Below are 18,237 nucleotides of genomic sequence, written 5' to 3' on the forward strand. Positions count from 1 at the left end.
ATTGGTAAAGAAAAATAGAGTAGGGGGATTCAGAAAGTTTCTGTGGTCTGGAAAATAGAAGCATACTGTCTTCAATATTTAGTTTTTATTTACCTCACTCTAATCCTCTCCAGAGGAGAGGGAGCTAGAATTCAATTATTTCCTATTATTAAATAATTATATAAACTACTACCATACAGCATATTATTCGTTTTTACATGTCCTTTTTCTTTAAACAACGTCCTCTAGGTTCATCGCCCTCATGAAGTACAATTTCGGAGTGCAGAAAGTGTGCCGCTTCTGCAGAATCTTTAACTTTCACAGCAGAGCGTTCTAACATTTCTGTTTCAAATTCAGTTAATACACTTTTCCTCAGTCCTTCTTTTTTCCATTGAGCTGCAGACCAGCATCCTTTTACTATTCCTCGAGCCAGCATGAGCGCATCCAGCAGCGCCTGATTTGCACCCTGTCCTTTAAATGGGCTCATTGGGTGAGCTGCATCTCCAATTAAAGTTACCTGTTCCATCTTAGCCAGTAATTCTGCATCAAGTAACTCTCTGTCATACACCGGATAACCAGAGATCTGAGCTTCCAGAGTTGCTGCCAGAATCTGTGGAATCGGATCGTGCCATTGGGTTCTTCGGCAAGCTTCTTCCTTAAGTGCCTGAGGCCCTTGATTACTTAATGCTTTGGCTTCTTCTTCAGGCATTGGAAAACTTAACTGCCACATCACTGAGTCTGAAGCATAAGGCATTATATAAATACGCTCACTGCCATTGGCTGTCTGAAATACAGTGGCTGAGTCTAATAATAGAGAAGCTGCATCTTCGATTTCTTTCAAAGGACAAATACCTAATATTACAATGCAGCCTAAATAACGCAAAGGCGTACTATCATCACCTATGAGCAGCCTGCGAACAGTACTGCGAATACCATCAGCTCCGACTATAAGATCTGCCTTGGTTGTTTTTATTTTTCCATTCACCAGAAAAGTCAGATCAATACTTTTATCATCGGACTCCCTAATATTTACTAATTGATGTCCCCAATTTACTTTATCATGTCCGCCGAGCTGTTCAAGCAGCGCTAAACGCAAAGACTGCCGAGCAATATGTACATTTGTCCGTTTCTGAAACGGCTTTGCCCCAGACTGAAGCCATTTTCTAACTCCCCATTCGCCAATCACTTTTCCTTCTATAGTGTGAACCACATGTCTAGTTGAAATCACTCCTTCTTCCAGAGAAAATATACCCAAACCCTCAATAGCTTTGCTAGCCTGCTGCAATGTTAGTCCGTATCCCTGCGATCGAGCTTCAAAATTATTATCGCGTTCATAAATAGTAAAAGGAATTCCTCGATGAAGACAAGCCACAGCCAGAGCCGTTCCCCCGATACCGCCACCGATAATAGCAACATGCGGATAGTTTTCTTTATCTGCAATAGGAGGGAGCGCTGAAGGTACTAAGCCAGATCCTGAACAATTTAGACATGTATATAGGTGTCCTTTTGGCGGAATCGGAAACTTTCCTTCGCCTTTCGATTTTTCGAACTGATCAAGTTCGTTCTGGTAACTGCGACGCGTTTTACTGCTGAGACCGCGGCTTTTTTTGCCACGTCCCTGACATTCGTGACAAATAGTCCAGCTGGTAATTTCATTTTCCACTTTTTCCAATTCTTTTATATTTACATGAAAAATTATATTTTCGGCGTTCTGCCACTGTAGCAGCGCCACAAATTTAAAATAAAAGATAAATCAATTCAAATACTATTTATTATTTTCCATATACACCAAAAAGACTTTTCTAAAGCATAATAAAAAACCGCCCTCATTACTAAATACTATTTTAACTATATTTGTTTTCCTTAAAAATTACCTGATTGTGTCTCAAATAAATAAATTAAAAATATTCAATGATCCTATTTATGGATTTATTACGATACCAAATCCTTTAATCTATGATTTGGTGCAACACCCTTATTTTCAACGATTAAGACGTATTTCTCAGATGGGATTATCCTATCTGGTATATCCAGGAGCTAATCATACCCGCTTTCATCATGCTTTAGGGTGTATGCATCTAATGCAGAAAGCAGTTGATGTCCTGCGCTTTAAGGAAGTAAATATCAGTACTGAAGAAGAAAATGCATTATACATTGCGATATTGCTGCATGATATTGGACACGGTCCTTTTTCACATGCGATGGAGAGCAGTATTGTCGAGGATGTTCATCACGAAGAAATTTCATTATTATTAATGGATGAACTCAATATTGCTTTTAATGGTCAATTAAGTCTTGCAATTCAGGTTTTTAAAGGAGAATACCATCGAAAATTTATGCTGCAGCTGATATCGAGCCAGCTTGATATGGACCGCATGGATTATTTAAAACGAGACAGCTTTTATTCTGGAGTTTCTGAAGGAAATGTCAATTCAGAACGACTGATTCAGATGATGAATGTTGCTGATGATGTTTTAGTTATTGAAGAAAAAGGAATTTACTCAGTCGAAAAATTCCTGATGTCACGCAGGCTGATGTATTGGCAGGTATATCTTCATAAAACAAGTCTTGTTGCCGAATTAATTTTGACCAAAGTGCTGAAACGTGCCAAAGAATTAACCGAAAGAGGAATTGTTTTACCCTGCAGCGCACCCTTACTGTTTTTTATGCAGAACAAAATAACTCTGGAAACTTTTGACAAGGAAGCCGTAAAATTATTTACTAAACTAGATGATTTTGATATTATTAGTGCCTTAAAAGCTTGGGAAAGCAACGATGATTTTATTCTTTCGTCGTTAAGCAGGATGATTATTAACAGAGATCTATTAAAAATAAAACTGACCAATGAAAAAGTCCCGTTAGAAGAATTACAGATACAAAAAGAACGTTTCTCTATTCAGAATAAAATTACTTTGGCAGAGTCGAATTATTTTATATTCAAAGGAAAAATTAAAAGTCAGGCCTATAGCAAAGCTGCAGAACCCATACGGATACTTAACAAAGACGCGACTATTGAAGATGTTGTAGAGGCATCTGACCAGCTGAATTTGAAGTCTTTATCAAGGCTGGTTACCAAGTATTATATTTGTTTTCCAAAACAACTGCTATAAAATTAACATTTAAAACCTATTTTTCATATTTTTGTCGCCATGAATCAAGCCAATCTATTTTTATTATATATTGTTAGAACTAAATTTTTGTCTGTTCTTCCTTATACCTTTTAAAGATACAATCCAATAAAATGAAATTTACAGCTGAACAAATAGCAGGAATATTAGAAGGAGAGATTGTTGGTAATCCCAATGTTGAAGTATCCCGCTTATCCAAGATTGAAGAGGGAACTGAGGGCTCACTAACCTTTCTATCCAATCCAAAATATACAAACTTTATATATACCACAAAAGCCTCAATTACAATTGTTAATGATTCTTTTGTGCCTGAATCAACGATAGATACAACACTTATAAAAGTAGCAGATGCTTATAAAGCATTTTCTAAATTATTGGAATTTTATAATCAGGTGAAATTAAATAAAAGCGGTATCGAAACTCCCTCTTTTATTTCCGAAAATGCAGTTTATGGCGAAAATTTATACTTAGGAAGTTTTAGCTATGTTGGAGAAAATGTGACGTTAGGTAATAATGTAAAAATATATCCCGGAAGTTTTATTGGTGATAATACGTCAATTGGAAACAATGTAATTATTTTTGCCGGTGCCAAAATTTATTCGGAAACAGTAATTGGCAATAACTGTACTATCCATTCAGGAGCAGTTATTGGAGCGGACGGTTTCGGTTATGCGCCAAATGAAGATGGAACCTATAATAAAATTCCGCAGATCGGGAATGTAATTATTGAAGATAATGTTGATATTGGTGCCAATTCAACTATAGACAGAGCGACATTGGGTTCAACTATCATCAGGACAGGCGTAAAAATTGATAATCAGGTTCAGATTGCTCATAATGTAGAAATAGGCAAAAATACCGTTATAGCGGCTCAGACAGGAATTGCAGGCTCAACGAAAGTCGGAGAAAACGGCATGATTGGCGGACAAGTTGGGATTGTAGGACATTTAACAATTGGTAATAATGTTCGTATTCAGGCACAATCCGGTGTTGCAAGCAATATAAAAGACAACGTAGTTCTTCAAGGAAGTCCTACTTTTGGATATTCTGATTTTAGTAAGTCGTATGTTCACTTTAAGAATTTACCAAAAATCATAAAAGAAATAGAAGAGTTAAAAAAACAAATATTAAACCAAAAAAATGGAAACAATGGTTAAACAGAAGACCATCAAAACAGAAATTTCGTTAACGGGAGTTGGACTGCATACAGGAAAAGAAGTAAAAATGACTTTTAAGCCTGCTCCAGTAAACAATGGCTTTACTTTTGTTCGTGTTGATCTTGAAGGACACCCTGTTATTGAAGCAGATGCTAATTACGTAGTTAATACACAGCGTGGTACTAATTTAGAAAAATTAGGTGTCAAAATTCAAACTCCAGAACATGTTATGGCAGCCTTAATGGGGTCAGATCTGGATAACGTTATTATCGAGTTAGATGCTTCTGAACTTCCAATTATGGATGGTTCTTCAAAATTTTTCATAGAAGCTATTGAAGAAGCAGGTATTATAGAGCAAGAATTAAATCGAAATATTTATGTTGTAAAAGAAGTTATTTCATATATCGATGAAGCTTCGGGAAGTGAAATTATGGTCATGCCGAGCGATCACTACAGTGTTACTACTATGGTAGATTTTGGCACAAAGATATTAGGTACTCAAAATGCAACTTTAAAAACTATCAGTGATTTTAAAACTGAAATATCTAACGCAAGAACATTTAGTTTTTTACATGAGTTAGAAGCTTTGTTAGAAAATGGGCTAATTAAAGGCGGGGATTTAAACAATGCTATTGTTTATGTGGACAAAGATATTTCGGAGTCTACAATGGAAAGCCTGAAAAAAGCTTTTGGAAAAGAAGAAATTACCGTAAAACCAAATGGAATCCTTGATAATCTTACACTTCATTATCCAAATGAAGCTGCAAGACACAAATTATTAGATGTCATTGGTGATCTGGCTTTAATTGGAACAAAAATTCAAGGTAAAATTATTGCAAATAAACCTGGGCATTTTGTAAATACCCAGTTTGCAAAAAAAATGTCGAAAATCATTAAAAACGAACAGAGAAATTATGTTCCAACTTATGATCTGAACCAAGAACCTTTGATGGATATCCATAAAATTATGGCTGTACTGCCTCACAGACCTCCATTTTTATTGATTGACAGAATCATAGAAATGTCTGACAGCCATGTAGTAGGGATGAAAAATGTTACAATGAATGAAAATTTCTTCGTTGGACACTTTCCTAATGCTCCAGTAATGCCAGGAGTTCTGATTGTTGAAGCAATGGCGCAGACAGGAGGAATTTTAGTTTTAAGCACAGTTCCTGATCCAGAAAATTACCTGACTTTTTTCATGAAAATTGACAATGTAAAATTTAAGCAGAAAGTACTGCCTGGAGATACACTTATTTTTAAATGTGATTTAATTACCCCTATACGCAGAGGTATCTGTCATATGCAGGCAAATGCATATGCAAATGGACGATTAGTGGCGCAAGCTGAATTAATGGCGCAGATTGCTAGAAAGCAATAAATTTTGATTACAACTTTAAGAAGTTTTAATCCTTTAATCAATTTAAAAAATAGTAGATGAATCAACCGTTAGCATACGTTCATCCAGGTGCAAAAATCGCCAAAAATGTCGTAATTGAACCTTTTACAACCATACATAACAATGTTATTATAGGAGATGGAACTTGGATAGGTTCTAATGTTACTATAATGGAAGGGGCCCGCATTGGCAAAAACTGCAATATTTTTCCAGGAGCCGTAATAGCAGCAGTTCCACAAGATTTAAAATTTGGAGGAGAAGATTCTCTTGCCATAATCGGAGACAACTGTACCATTAGAGAATGTGTTACTATTAATAGAGGAACTATAGCTTCAGGACAGACCACTATAGGAAATAATTGTTTAATAATGGCAGCTGCACATATTGCTCACGACTGTCACGTAGGAGATAACGCAATTATTGTAAACGGCGTCTTACTTGGAGGCCACGTGACAATAGGTAATTATGCAGTTATCGGCGGTTTATCTGCAGTGCATCAATTTATAAGCGTTGGAGATCATGCCATGATCTCAGGAGGTTCTTTATTGAGAAAAGATGTTCCTCCTTATACCAAAGCAGCAAAAGAACCTTTATCTTACGTAGGTATCAATTCTATTGGCTTGAGAAGAAGAGGGTTTTCAACTGAAAAAATCAGAGAGATCCAGGATATCTATAGAATTCTTTATCAGAAGAACTATAATACCACTCAGGCAATTGGTATTATTGAAGCTGAAATGGAAGCTACGACGGAGCGTGATGAAATATTAGATTTTATTCGAAATTCATCTCGTGGTGTTATGAAAGGTTACACAGGAAATTATTAAATAAAAGTTCAATCGTTAATTTGTTTAATCTTTTAGCCGAAAACAAATTAACGATTCAACGATTCAACAAAACATTAAATAAAACAAAAAAAATGGCATCTACATCAGATATTAAAAACGGTCTTTGCATTAAGCACAATCACGATATTTATAAAATCATTGAATTTCTTCATGTGAAACCAGGAAAAGGACCTGCTTTTGTAAGAACTAAATTAAAATCTTTGACAAACGGAAAAGTATTAGACAATACATTTTCTGCAGGACATAAAATTGATACAGTACGTGTAGAAACACATACTTTCCAATTTTTATATCCAGAAGGTGATGATTTCCATTTTATGAATGCTGAAACTTTTGAACAAATTACATTAAACAGAAATGTTTTGGATTCTCCGGATTTATTGAAAGAAGGTGAAAATGTAATGATTCAAATCAATACTGAAACTGATTTACCATTATCTGTAGATATGGCATCATCAGTAGTTTTAGAAGTTACTTACACAGAACCAGGATTAAAAGGAAATACTGCTACAAATGCTACAAAACCAGCAACGGTTGAAACTGGTGCAATTGTAAACGTTCCTTTGTTTATAAATGAAGGAGACAAAATTAAAATTGACACTGCTTCTGGTTCTTATATGGAACGAGTAAAAGAATAGACTATCAATTAGATAATGCGTCAATGAGATAATTATCGATTATAAATTCATATTATCAAGTTACCCAATTATCCCATTGACTCATTTTAAAATTATCTAATTAAAAACATGAAATTCCCAAAAATTTATTCCCTACAGCATATAGCAAATTTACTTGAATGTGAATTTGTCGGCGACGCTTCATTCCCTGTTCAAGGTATGAACGAAATTCATGTAGTGGAATCTGGAGATATCGTTTTTGTAGACCACCCAAAATATTACGACAAAGCATTAAATTCGGTTGCTACTATTGTTTTAATAAACAAAAAAGTAGATTGTCCGGAAGGTAAGGCGTTATTAATTTCTACTGATCCTTTCAGAGATTTCAATGTGCTGACAAAACATTTTAAGCCTTTTGAGCAGGCAGCTGCGACAATTTCTCCTTCTGCAAAAATTGGAAAAGGAACTGTTATTCAGCCAAATGCTTTCATTGGAAACAATGTTGTAATTGGAGAAAATTGTTTAATCCATGCTAATGTTTCCATTTATGATCATACAGTTATTGGTGATAATGTAATTATCCATTCCGGTACTGTACTTGGTGCTGATGCTTTTTATTACAAAAAAAGACCTGAAGGTTATGATCAGTTACTTTCAGGAGGCAGGGTTGTAATAAAAAACAATGTTGGAATTGGAGCACTCTGCACCATTGACAAAGGAGTAACAGGTGATACTACAATTGGAGAAGGTACAAAAATTGATAATCAAGTGCATGTGGGACATGACACTGTTATTGGTAAGAAATGTTTAATTGCTTCTCAAACCGGAATTGCAGGCTGCGTTATCATTGAAGATGAAGTTACAATCTGGGGGCAGGTAGGGACAACAAGCGGTATTACGATAGGTGCCAATGCTGTAATTATGGGCCAGACAGGTGTAACCAAATCAATTGAAGGAGGAAAAAGCTATTTTGGAACTCCTATACAAGAATCGAGAGAAAAATTAAAGCAGTTAGCAAATATCAAGAAGATTCCTGAAATTTTAAATAAACTGAAATAATTATGTCAGCTAAAGAAATTGTAAGAAGCTTTTATAAATCAGATGCTTTCATTAATACAGAAATAATGAGAGAGTATTTACATCCGGAGTGTATTTTGGACTGGAACAGCAGCAAAGGATTTATTCAAAGGAATTATGAAGAAATATTAAGCATGACTACTGAAATAAGCAGAGCTTATGTCCGTACAAAAGCCAGAATCAGTCATATTGTTGAAGAAGGCAATATTGTTTCTGTTCGTTTTGATCATTTTGCAAAAACAATAGAAAACCCAAGAGAAGAGATGTTTTTGGCACATATGATGGTTATATGGGAAATAAAAGATAATAAATTATACAGAGGATTTCAAATGAGTCAAGTTTCGTAATTTTTTTTATTATAAAAAGTATAAAATAATTGCAAAACACTTACTTTTGCCAAACAATTTTAAAAACTACATAAAAAATATATCATGAGTGTTTTAGTTAATAAAGATTCAAAAATAATTGTTCAGGGATTTACAGGAAGCGAAGGAACATTCCACGCTTCTCAAATGATTGAATACGGTACAAATGTTGTTGGTGGTGTTACTCCTGGAAAAGGTGGTACAACACATTTGGACCTTCCTGTTTTCAACACGGTAAAAGATGCTGTTGTTCAAGCTGGAGCTGATACTACAATTATTTTTGTACCGCCAGCTTTTGCTGCAGATGCTATTATGGAAGCTGCAGACGCAGGAATAAAAGTAATCATTGCAATTACAGAAGGAATTCCTGTTGCTGATATGATCAAAGCTAACAGTTATGTTAAAGAAAGAAATGCTAGATTAATCGGACCAAACTGTCCAGGTGTTATAACGCCGGGTGAAGCTAAAGTTGGAATTATGCCAGGTTTCGTTTTCAAAAAAGGAACTGTTGGAATCGTTTCAAAATCTGGAACTTTAACTTACGAAGCGGCTGACCAAGTTGTAAAACAAGGATTAGGAATCACTACTGCTATCGGTATTGGCGGTGATCCAATCATTGGAACAACTACTAAAGAAGCTGTAGAATTATTAATGAACGATCCTGAAACTGAAATTATCATCATGATTGGTGAAATCGGAGGTCAATTAGAAGCTGATGCTGCTAAATGGGTGAAAGCTGACGGTAACCGTAAGCCAGTTGTAGGTTTCATTGCAGGAGTTACCGCTCCGGCAGGACGTACAATGGGACATGCAGGTGCAATTGTTGGAGGTTCTGACGATACTGCAGAAGCTAAAAAACAGATTATGAGAGAAAACGGAATTCACGTTGTTGACTCTCCTGCTGAAATTGGAAAGAAAGTAAAAGAAGTATTGGGTTAATATTCAGTATTTTAAAAATAAAATACCAAAATGCCTCACGATTTTGTGAGGCATTTTTTTAATTAAAATAAATATGTACAAAGAATTAGAAAAGTTTACTGTAAAAGGAAATTTTACGTTTACACAAGAAGATAATTTAGAAGCAGCCTGTAACGCTTCAGAAACAGGAAGCGGTGTTTTTACTGTTTACGCTGTTTCAAACGATGCTAAAGAATTAATTATGGTTGGTTCTACTGGAACAGTTCAGAACGACGGAACTCTGAAAAGCAAAAATGGAGGTCTTTATGACAAAATTGTAAATGGCCAGCAATTTGCAAAAACAGGAAGAAAATATTCCTGGCCAGCGCAGATGAAAAAAGAAAATATTGAAACATTAGAAGTTTTTTGGTTCGAAACTTTTAATGATGATGTAAAATCAATTCCAACTAGTGTTGAAGGACAGGTTTTGCAAAATTTCTTGGACGAAACAGGAAAACTGCCAAGATGGAATGTAGCTTTTTAATACGTTCGTAATTTTTCATAAAAAAAGCTTCACAGTTATTGTGAAGCTTTTTTTATGAGTCAAAAACAAAATTATTTTTCTTTAAAATCAACCGATAAAGAATTTACACAATACCGCTGCCCCGTTTTCGTAGGACCGTCTTCAAAAACATGACCTAAATGGCCGCCGCAATTGGCACAGACAATTTCGGTTCGTGTCATTCCGTGTGTGGCATCATGTATATATTCAACTTTTCCGGGAATTGATTCGTCAAATGAAGGCCAGCCACAATGCGCATCAAACTTAGAATTGCTTTCAAACAGGGGAGTACCACAACCACCGCAGCAATACTGGCCATTCTCAAAATGCAGATTATATTTTCCCGTATGCGGGTATTCAGTTCCTTTCTGACGAAGAATTCTATACCGTTCAGAACCTAATTCTTCTTCCCATTCTTTCTCTGATTTTACAAAAGGATAGTTCATATTTTTTATTTTTTAATAAAATTAATTATTTTTTCAATCACTTGCTGGTCTGCCAGTATTTTTCTGTGGCCTAATTTTTCCGTCAGCATCAGTTCTCCGTTTTTAAGATGCTGGTGAATATTAATTCCAGCTTTAACCGGTACTTCAGGATCATTTTTATCATGTACAACTAAGGTTGGAATTAAAGTTGTTTCAGCTGCCTTATAAGCACTGTAATCATTCATTTTTCCTCCATATTTTTGTTCAAAACGTTCGCATAACAGTTTACTTATAACTGGTTTCAGTCCCAGTTTGGCAATAAAATCATCAGTAATGTCCTGAACAATATCACCGCTTCCGATGACAATTGCTTTATCTGCCTTTAAACCCTGTTTTATTGCATTCATTACTGACATCCCGCCTAAAGAATGACCAATGACAGCTTCAAAAGGCCCGAACTGTTTCTCTATTTCAATAATGGAAGCAATGAAGTCCACCATAATTGTAGAATTTCCGGGTGATTTTCCATGAGCAGGAGCATCAAAGCTTACAGTAATATAGCCAATTTTAATTAATTCATCTGCAATTTTGTACAATTGTGTTCCTCTTCCTGACCATCCATGAACTAAAAGCACTTTTTTGCCGGTATCGTTTTTACCATATTCATAAACATTTACTTTTCTGTTTATTGCCTGCACTGTAATCATTTGCTGCAGGCTTTTTTCATCCATTTCAATTTCACGTTTTGGAATCTTATGTTTTATCGGGGTAACAAACAATTTAGATGCATAAATAACAGCCCATTTAGTAGATAGAAACGCAATAACCTTACTAGATAGTATTATAATTTTTGGAATTTTTAAAGGTTTAGTGTGTTTTAAGGCATTTTTTGTCATATTGCTAATTTTTTTACAATTCTATATATATTAATTTTTTTTAACTAAATTTAAAAAAGACAAAAGTACTATAAATTTAATGTTAATATAGTTTCGTTTTTATTTACAAAATTAGAGATTTTTTTAAATTTAATTTACTGCCGAGATGCCTGAAGCACCGTCATTGTAAGAAAATTAAAATATATAATTCATGAAAATATTTCATATTGGGGCAGAATGTTACCCAGCTGCTAAAGTAGGGGGACTAGCCGATGTGATTGGAGCATTGCCGAAATATCAAAATAAATCAGAAAATGATGTTAGCGTAATTATTCCATGTTATCAGACAGTATTTAAATTAGAAAATCATTTTGAATGCATAAATTTTGGAAAATTAAAATTGGGTTATTTTAATTTCCCATATAGAATACTCAAGGAAACATCAGGCAAACTGGGTTTTGAGCTTTATTTGATTGAAATACCAGAACTTTTTGATAGACCGGAAATTTATAATTACAGAGATGATACAGAACGATTTTTGTCCTTTCAGATTGCAGCATTAGACTGGATTAACGGATTAAATTCATTTCCTGATATTATTCACTGCCATGATCATCATACTGGACTAATTCCTTTTATGAAAAATTATTGCTTCAAATATGAAAAATTAAAAAATATCCCAACGATTATTACCATTCATAACGGAATGTATCAAGGGATATTTACATTCAATAAATTATATTATTTACCTGAATTTGATTTAATACACATAAAAGATCTCGAATGGGGAAATTGTATAAATTCATTAGCCGCCGCGATAAAATGTGCAGATGAAATCACAACTGTTTCAACAGCTTATCTGAATGAAATAAATTATTCTGATAATGGTCTCGAAACATTGTTTCAGCGGATGAGGCATAAATCGAGAGGGATTCTTAACGGAATTGATCTTGATGTGTGGGATCCAAAAAGAGATCCAATGCTAGACATGAATTATTCAATTGCTGATTTTTATGAAGGCAAACAAAAAAATAAAGAGCAGCTGTGTTCACTTTTTAACATGAATCCAGAAAAACCGCTTTTTAGTTTTATCGGAAGATTATATAATGAAAAAGGAGCCGATCTGCTTTACAAAGCTGTAACATCCGCTATGACAGTACACAAAGACGAAATTAATTTCCTAATTTTAGGATATGGAGATAACGAAATAGAAAATCAGCTTAAAGGATTACTTGAGGTTTATAAAAATAACTATCATGTTCATATAGGTTATAATGAAGAATTGGCTCATAAAACGTATGCAGGTTCTGATTTCATTTTAATCCCATCTCGAATTGAGCCCTGCGGATTAAACCAAATGTATGCCATGCGTTACGGAACAGTTCCAATAGTAAGAAGAACTGGAGGACTGAAAGATACAATTACTGATTTTGAAGATAATGGCAACGGAATCTGCCATGATCAGGCAACTGTCGAAGACATTTGCGATGCTGTACAAAGGGCTGTCGATTTATATCCAAACAAGGATGCGATAGGCCAGATAAGAATTAAAGGAATGAACACAAACCACTCCTGGGAACACGTGAGCCAGGAATATATAGAATTATATAATTTAATTATTGCAAAAAGACATGAAAACTAAAAAGAAAAATGTTATCGCTATTATTTTAGGCGGCGGTCAGGGTTCAAGATTATTCCCTCTAACTGCAAGAAGATCAAAACCCGCTGTGCCGATTGGAGGAAAATACAGGCTAGTTGATATCCCAATTTCTAACTGTATCAATTCTGATATTTATAAAATGTTTGTATTGACCCAATTCAATTCAGCTTCTCTTAATGCACATATTAAAAACACGTATAATTTTGGCTTTTTCAGTAATTCATTTGTTGACATTTTAGCTGCAGAACAGACTCCGGACAACCCTACATGGTTTCAGGGGACAGCTGATGCCGTAAGACAATGTATGCCTCACTTTTTAAACCATGAATTTGATTATGCGCTAATACTATCCGGCGATCAGTTATATCAGATGGATTTTAATGAAATGATTGAAGCCCATATTGAAGCCGAAGCCGATATTACGATAGCCACTTTGCCTGTTAATGATAAAGATGCTCCTGAGTTTGGGATTTTAAAAACAAATTCTGAAAGCTGTATTGAATCTTTTATAGAAAAACCTGCAAAAGAATTATTACCCGATTGGACATCAGAAGTAAGTGATGAGATGAAAAGTCAGGGAAAACACTATCTGGCTTCGATGGGAATCTATATTTTTAATAGAAAATTATTAATTGAACTGATGTCCGATACAGAGACAAAAGATTTTGGAAAAGAAATCATTCCTCAGGCCGTTGGAAGCAAAAAACTGTTAAGTTATCAATATGAAGGCTATTGGACAGATATTGGAAATATTGATTCCTTTTTTGAAGCAAATATTGGTTTAACAGATGATATTCCTCAATTTAATTTATTTGATAATGACAATAGAATCTACACCAGACCGCGTTTACTGTCTCCGTCTAAATTCCATAACACTTTAGTAGAAAGGTCTTTAATTTCTGAAGGCTGTATTATTCATTCCAAAGAAATTACCAAATCTGTCATTGGCAACCGTTCTCGAATAGGAGAAGGAACAGTTATACAGCACAGTTATGTTATGGGTAATGATTTATACCAGAGTATTGAAGATATCAGGGAAAATATTGAAAATAACATTCCATTGATTGGTATCGGTGAAAGATGCTTTATCCATAATGCTATTGTAGACAAAAACTGCAGAATCGGAAATGATGTATATATAAAAGGAGGGAAACATCTGCAGGATATAGTTACTGAATTGTATTGCGTAAAAGAAGGAATTGTAGTGATTCGAAAAGGAGCAATAATCCCAAATGGTTTTACAGTTAAATAATCAAATATTTTTAAAATTTTAATCTAAATAACTAATAACACCAGATAGACAGTTCAATTCATTGCACTTTCAGTTTGGTGTTTTCAGCAATTATATGTTCTTGGTTTAAAAAAACTTTAAATTATTTCTGGAATCAATCCCTATTTTTTTAATTGATATGTTTATCATAAAAGAAATTACTGAAATTTACTATCGAATGGGTTTCTTTATTTAAAAAATTAACCGTTTTCATACAGCTGTAATACATAAATAAAGCAGCTTAATTTCGTAATTTCATTTGTTATTCATAACAAATAATACATAAAGAATCAAATAAATGGATTATTTATATTTCTTTAAATTAGTTTCTATAAACCCTTAATATTTACTAAATTTCATATTCAATTTAACTACTACTATGCAGAATCAAACCCGTATAATTATAGAAAACGTTTCACCGCAGCTAAACAGCGGGAGCTTTGCCATTAAAAGAATAATTGGTCAGAAAGTGATTGTCACAGCCGAAATTTTTTCAGATGGACATGATGTTGTAGAAAGCTGTGTAAAATTCAAACATGAATCTGAAAGTAATTGGCAGGAGGTACGAATGACACATATTCAAAATGATGAGTGGAATGCCGCATTTCATGTTGAAAAACAGGGAACATATACCTATTTCGTAGAAGGCTGGGTAGATTATGCTTTGAATTGGCAGCATGGTACAGAGCGAAAAATAAATGACAATCAATATGTCAAATCAGAATTACTGGAAGGTGCTGAATATGTGCGTGCTATTCTCAATTTAGTTGATGCTTCAGATAATGAATACCTTAATCGATTAATACATTATTTTACAACAGAATCTGAATATGAAAATGCCGTTAGAGAGGCAAAATCCGAGGAACTTACCAGAATTTTCAAAAAATACCCAATCCGATTTTTAGAAAATAAATCAATTGATTTAAAAATATATGTAGACCGTAAAAAAGCACTTTTCAGTACTTGGTACGAGTTTTTTCCGCGTTCGGCATCAGAAGAAGATGGAAAGCACGGTACTTTTAAAGATTGCGAAAGACTGCTTCCGAGAGTTGCCGAAATGGGATTTGACACCCTTTATTTTCCGCCGATTCATCCTATTGGCGAAGTAAACCGAAAAGGAAAAAACAATGCTACAAATTCCGAATATGGGGATGTTGGTTCTCCTTGGGGAATTGGTTCCCATCACGGCGGACACAAATCAACTCATCCAGAATTAGGATCTATCGAAGATTTTAAGGAATTAGTAAGAAGAGCAAAAGATTTAGGAATTGAAGTTGCAATGGATTATGCTCTGCAGGCAGCGCCGGATCATCCCTATGTAAAAGATTTTCCGCAGTGGTTCAAATGGAGACCTGATGGAACGGTGCAGTATGCCGAAAATCCGCCAAAGAAATATCAGGATATTCAGCCCATTTATTTTGAAAGTTCAGACTGGAAAAATCTTTGGAAAGAACTTTTGGATGTCGCTTTATTTTGGATTGAAGAATGCGATATTCAAATTTTCAGAGTTGATAATCCGCATACTAAGCCCTTTTATTTTTGGGGCTGGCTGATTGCCGAAATTAAAAAGAAACACCCAGATGTTTTGTTTTTGGCTGAAGCTTTTACTCGTCCAAAAATTATGAATGAACTTGCAAAACAGGGTTTCAGCCAATCATATACTTATTTTACATGGAGAAATTCCAAAAAGGAATTAACTGATTACGTAGAAGAATTAACGCAGACAGAACAGAAAGAATTTTATAGACCAAATTTTTGGCCTAACACGCCGGATATTAATCCTTTTGCTTTACAGCATGGAAATGAGTCTGTACATCTGCAAAAATACTTTTTGGCAGCAACGCTAAGTTCGAATGTTGGGATTTACGGTCCCGTTTTTGAATATATGGTCAGCGAGCCGATGGCGCCGGGTAAAGAAGAATATCTGCATTCTGAAAAATACCAATGCTATAAATGGGACTGGAACATTCAAAACAAACTCACTGCACTAATTACCAAAATAAATACTATCAGGAAAGAACAAATTTCATTACAGCAGACTAATAATATTGTTTTTTGCGAAACAAACAATGATCAGGTAATAGCTTATTATAAGTTTGACGATGATAAGCAGGATGAAACTTTAATGGTAGTAAACCTTGATTCTCATCATACAGGCACAGCTATGATAAAACTTCCTGTTGACCAACTCGGAACACATAACATTCAAATTACCGATTTAATTACCGGAAATTTCTATTCATGGGATAATGAATGGAATTATGTTGAAATCCCTTCTGAATTACCTTTTCATCTTTTTAAAATCCAAAAATGATGGCAGATAAAATTAACGAAGCCGAATATCAAAATCCATTTGTGTTTCGCACCAATTGGAGTGATGCTTTTGAAGATGAAAGTTTTGTTAAAATTTTCGCCTCCGATATTTTAGAAAATTACATCATCAATAAAAGATGGTACGGAGGCAAAGCCAGTACCTTAAAGTATATTGAAATTGTACATTCTTTTAAAATAAATTCAAATGACAATACCTATTTCGGCGTTTTATTAGAAGTTAATTTTAAAGAAGCATTTTATCAGCATTATTTCATGCCTTTGGCTTTTATGTCTGAGGAAGATTTGGATACCAATACAGTAATCGCTCCAGTTGTAATGAACGAACAGGAAGGTTACCTTGTGGATGCACTGCATCAGGAAGATTTCAGGAAATTACTTTTTGAAAAAATTATTCATTCCAAAAAAAATGAGGAATCAAAAGTTAAATTTCATAAAGGAAAAGCTTTACATGTTAAAGAATATATTTCATCTCATTTTATGGGAGTGGAACAAAGCAATACTTCGATAATTTTCAATGACAATTTAGTTCTAAAAATTTTCAGAAGGATATACATCAGCATGAATCCTGACTATGAAATAAGCCGTTTCCTTACCGAAAGAATGAATTTTAACCATTCTCCTGCGTATACGGGAAGCATCAGTATTGTATCATCTGACGGAAATATTACTCTTGGCTTAATGCAGGAATTGGTTCCAAATCAAGGTGACGCCTGGAAATACATGCTTGAAGAAGTAGACCAGATTTTTGATAATTTAAAAACAAAAAAAATATCAGTCAGTAAACTTCCGGATATTGAATTATTCAAGCGCTTAAAACTAAATGATGTACCTCATGAAATAATTGATTGGGCTGGATTGAGTATTTTTCTAAAAATTAAAACATTAGCAACTCGAACAGCCGAAATGCACATTGCACTGGGCAGCGATATTCATGAAACAGCGTTTACACCGCTTACTTATAATGGCGATTATTCGGTTTGGCTAAAGAATAGATTAACCTACCAGTTTCAAAACCGATTGAATATTTTAGAAAACAATCTGCATAAACTTGATGGATTAGCGCTAGAATTAGCCAATCAGTTTTTGGATCATAAAAAAGAAATCAGAAAAGTTTTCCTTGATTTTGACTGGACTCAAATGAAATCGGAACGCATCCGCATTCACGGAGATTATCATTTGGGACAAGTTTTGGTTAATGGCGATGATTTTTATCTTCTGGACTTTGAAGGCGAGCCAGAAAGCACTATTCGGGACCGTAAGGTGAAACAGCCTCCGCTGAAAGATGTTGCTGGAATGTTCCGTTCGTTCCATTATGCTATTTATGCGACTATTTTTAACAGCAATGATAAATATCCATACGAGCAGGAAGAACTTTTTAACGCCGGCGAAATTTTATATAAATATTTTGTGGGTGTCTTTCTCAACACCTACGTAGAAGTGGCTCAGGGTGGCAATCTAAATATTGGATATCAAAAAGAAATTGATTTTTTACTGAAATACTGTCTTTTGGAAAAAGCAGTTTACGAATTAGGATATGAATTAAATTCCAGACCTAGATGGTCAGTAATTCCGCTGACGGGAATAGCCAGCATAATGGAGTTTAATAAAGTTTAATAATGATAATTGATTACAATTTCACAAGAAAAT

The 18,237-nt window shown here is 34.5% G+C and carries 16 protein-coding genes; 13 read left to right on the forward strand and 3 right to left on the reverse strand.

The window, feature by feature from the left end; all coding sequences use genetic code 11:
• Positions 1 to 193: 193 nt before the first annotated feature.
• Positions 194 to 1,651 (reverse strand): FAD-dependent oxidoreductase, encoded by a 1,458-nt coding sequence (locus C8P67_RS14080; RefSeq protein ID WP_115813960.1) that lies wholly within the window; start codon positions 1,649 to 1,651, stop codon positions 194 to 196.
• A gap of 208 nt (positions 1,652 to 1,859) precedes the next feature.
• On the opposite strand from C8P67_RS14080, the gene C8P67_RS14085 reads away from it, so the two are divergent.
• From C8P67_RS14085 to C8P67_RS14125, 9 genes are all read left to right on the forward strand, one after another.
• Positions 1,860 to 3,089 carry an HD domain-containing protein gene (locus C8P67_RS14085; RefSeq protein ID WP_115813811.1) on the forward strand — a complete coding sequence of 410 codons (1,230 nt, stop codon included), beginning with the start codon at positions 1,860 to 1,862 and terminating at the stop codon, positions 3,087 to 3,089.
• A gap of 131 nt (positions 3,090 to 3,220) precedes the next feature.
• The gene (gene lpxD / locus C8P67_RS14090) at positions 3,221 to 4,264 is read left to right on the forward strand and encodes a UDP-3-O-(3-hydroxymyristoyl)glucosamine N-acyltransferase (RefSeq protein ID WP_115813812.1); all 1,044 of its coding nucleotides are present in this window, start codon (positions 3,221 to 3,223) and stop codon (positions 4,262 to 4,264) included.
• The gene (locus C8P67_RS14095; protein WP_115813961.1) at positions 4,257 to 5,645 is read left to right on the forward strand and encodes a bifunctional UDP-3-O-[3-hydroxymyristoyl] N-acetylglucosamine deacetylase/3-hydroxyacyl-ACP dehydratase; all 1,389 of its coding nucleotides are present in this window, start codon (positions 4,257 to 4,259) and stop codon (positions 5,643 to 5,645) included. The genes lpxD and C8P67_RS14095 overlap by 8 nt, the downstream gene beginning before the upstream one ends.
• Before the next feature lie 56 nt (positions 5,646 to 5,701).
• Positions 5,702 to 6,487 carry an acyl-ACP--UDP-N-acetylglucosamine O-acyltransferase gene (gene lpxA / locus C8P67_RS14100; RefSeq protein WP_100430762.1) on the forward strand — a complete coding sequence of 262 codons (786 nt, stop codon included), beginning with the start codon at positions 5,702 to 5,704 and terminating at the stop codon, positions 6,485 to 6,487.
• A 92-nt stretch (positions 6,488 to 6,579) separates the two neighbouring features.
• Positions 6,580 to 7,146 (forward strand): elongation factor P, encoded by a 567-nt coding sequence (gene efp / locus C8P67_RS14105; RefSeq protein ID WP_115813962.1) that lies wholly within the window; start codon positions 6,580 to 6,582, stop codon positions 7,144 to 7,146.
• Positions 7,147 to 7,254: 108 nt separating this feature from the next.
• The gene (locus C8P67_RS14110; protein ID WP_115813813.1) at positions 7,255 to 8,184 is read left to right on the forward strand and encodes a UDP-3-O-(3-hydroxymyristoyl)glucosamine N-acyltransferase; all 930 of its coding nucleotides are present in this window, start codon (positions 7,255 to 7,257) and stop codon (positions 8,182 to 8,184) included.
• Positions 8,185 to 8,186: 2 nt separating this feature from the next.
• A complete protein-coding gene (locus C8P67_RS14115; protein WP_115813814.1) occupies positions 8,187 to 8,549 on the forward strand; it encodes a nuclear transport factor 2-like protein in 363 nt (120 codons plus the stop codon).
• 84 nt (positions 8,550 to 8,633) lie between these two features.
• The gene (sucD, locus tag C8P67_RS14120) at positions 8,634 to 9,506 is read left to right on the forward strand and encodes a succinate--CoA ligase subunit alpha (protein WP_115813815.1); all 873 of its coding nucleotides are present in this window, start codon (positions 8,634 to 8,636) and stop codon (positions 9,504 to 9,506) included.
• A 73-nt stretch (positions 9,507 to 9,579) separates the two neighbouring features.
• Positions 9,580 to 10,008 (forward strand): hypothetical protein, encoded by a 429-nt coding sequence (locus C8P67_RS14125; RefSeq protein WP_115813816.1) that lies wholly within the window; start codon positions 9,580 to 9,582, stop codon positions 10,006 to 10,008.
• 71 nt (positions 10,009 to 10,079) lie between these two features.
• Here the strand turns inward: C8P67_RS14125 and msrB are convergent, their stop codons facing one another.
• Positions 10,080 to 10,472, reverse strand: a complete 393-nt coding sequence (gene msrB / locus C8P67_RS14130; protein WP_115813817.1) for a peptide-methionine (R)-S-oxide reductase MsrB — start codon at positions 10,470 to 10,472, stop codon at positions 10,080 to 10,082.
• Positions 10,473 to 10,477: 5 nt separating this feature from the next.
• Positions 10,478 to 11,347: an alpha/beta hydrolase gene (locus C8P67_RS14135; RefSeq protein WP_115813818.1), complete on the reverse strand. Its 870-nt coding sequence runs from the start codon at positions 11,345 to 11,347 to the stop codon at positions 10,478 to 10,480.
• A gap of 190 nt (positions 11,348 to 11,537) precedes the next feature.
• Here C8P67_RS14135 and C8P67_RS14140 point away from each other — a divergent pair, with 190 nt between their 5' ends.
• From C8P67_RS14140 to C8P67_RS14155, 4 genes are all read left to right on the forward strand, one after another.
• Positions 11,538 to 12,968, forward strand: coding sequence for a glycogen synthase (locus tag C8P67_RS14140; protein WP_115813819.1), 1,431 nt, complete (start codon positions 11,538 to 11,540; stop codon positions 12,966 to 12,968).
• Positions 12,958 to 14,238, forward strand: a complete 1,281-nt coding sequence (locus C8P67_RS14145; protein WP_115813820.1) for a glucose-1-phosphate adenylyltransferase — start codon at positions 12,958 to 12,960, stop codon at positions 14,236 to 14,238. The genes C8P67_RS14140 and C8P67_RS14145 overlap by 11 nt, the downstream gene beginning before the upstream one ends.
• 397 nt (positions 14,239 to 14,635) lie before the next feature.
• The gene (locus tag C8P67_RS14150) at positions 14,636 to 16,570 is read left to right on the forward strand and encodes an alpha-1,4-glucan--maltose-1-phosphate maltosyltransferase (RefSeq protein WP_115813821.1); all 1,935 of its coding nucleotides are present in this window, start codon (positions 14,636 to 14,638) and stop codon (positions 16,568 to 16,570) included.
• Positions 16,570 to 18,204 (forward strand): maltokinase N-terminal cap-like domain-containing protein, encoded by a 1,635-nt coding sequence (locus tag C8P67_RS14155; protein ID WP_115813963.1) that lies wholly within the window; start codon positions 16,570 to 16,572, stop codon positions 18,202 to 18,204. Before C8P67_RS14150 ends, C8P67_RS14155 begins: the two co-directional genes overlap by 1 nt.
• Positions 18,205 to 18,237: the final 33 nt, after the last annotated feature.

This window comes from Flavobacterium aquicola, from assembly GCF_003385115.1.
GTDB lineage: Bacteria > Bacteroidota > Bacteroidia > Flavobacteriales > Flavobacteriaceae > Flavobacterium > Flavobacterium aquicola.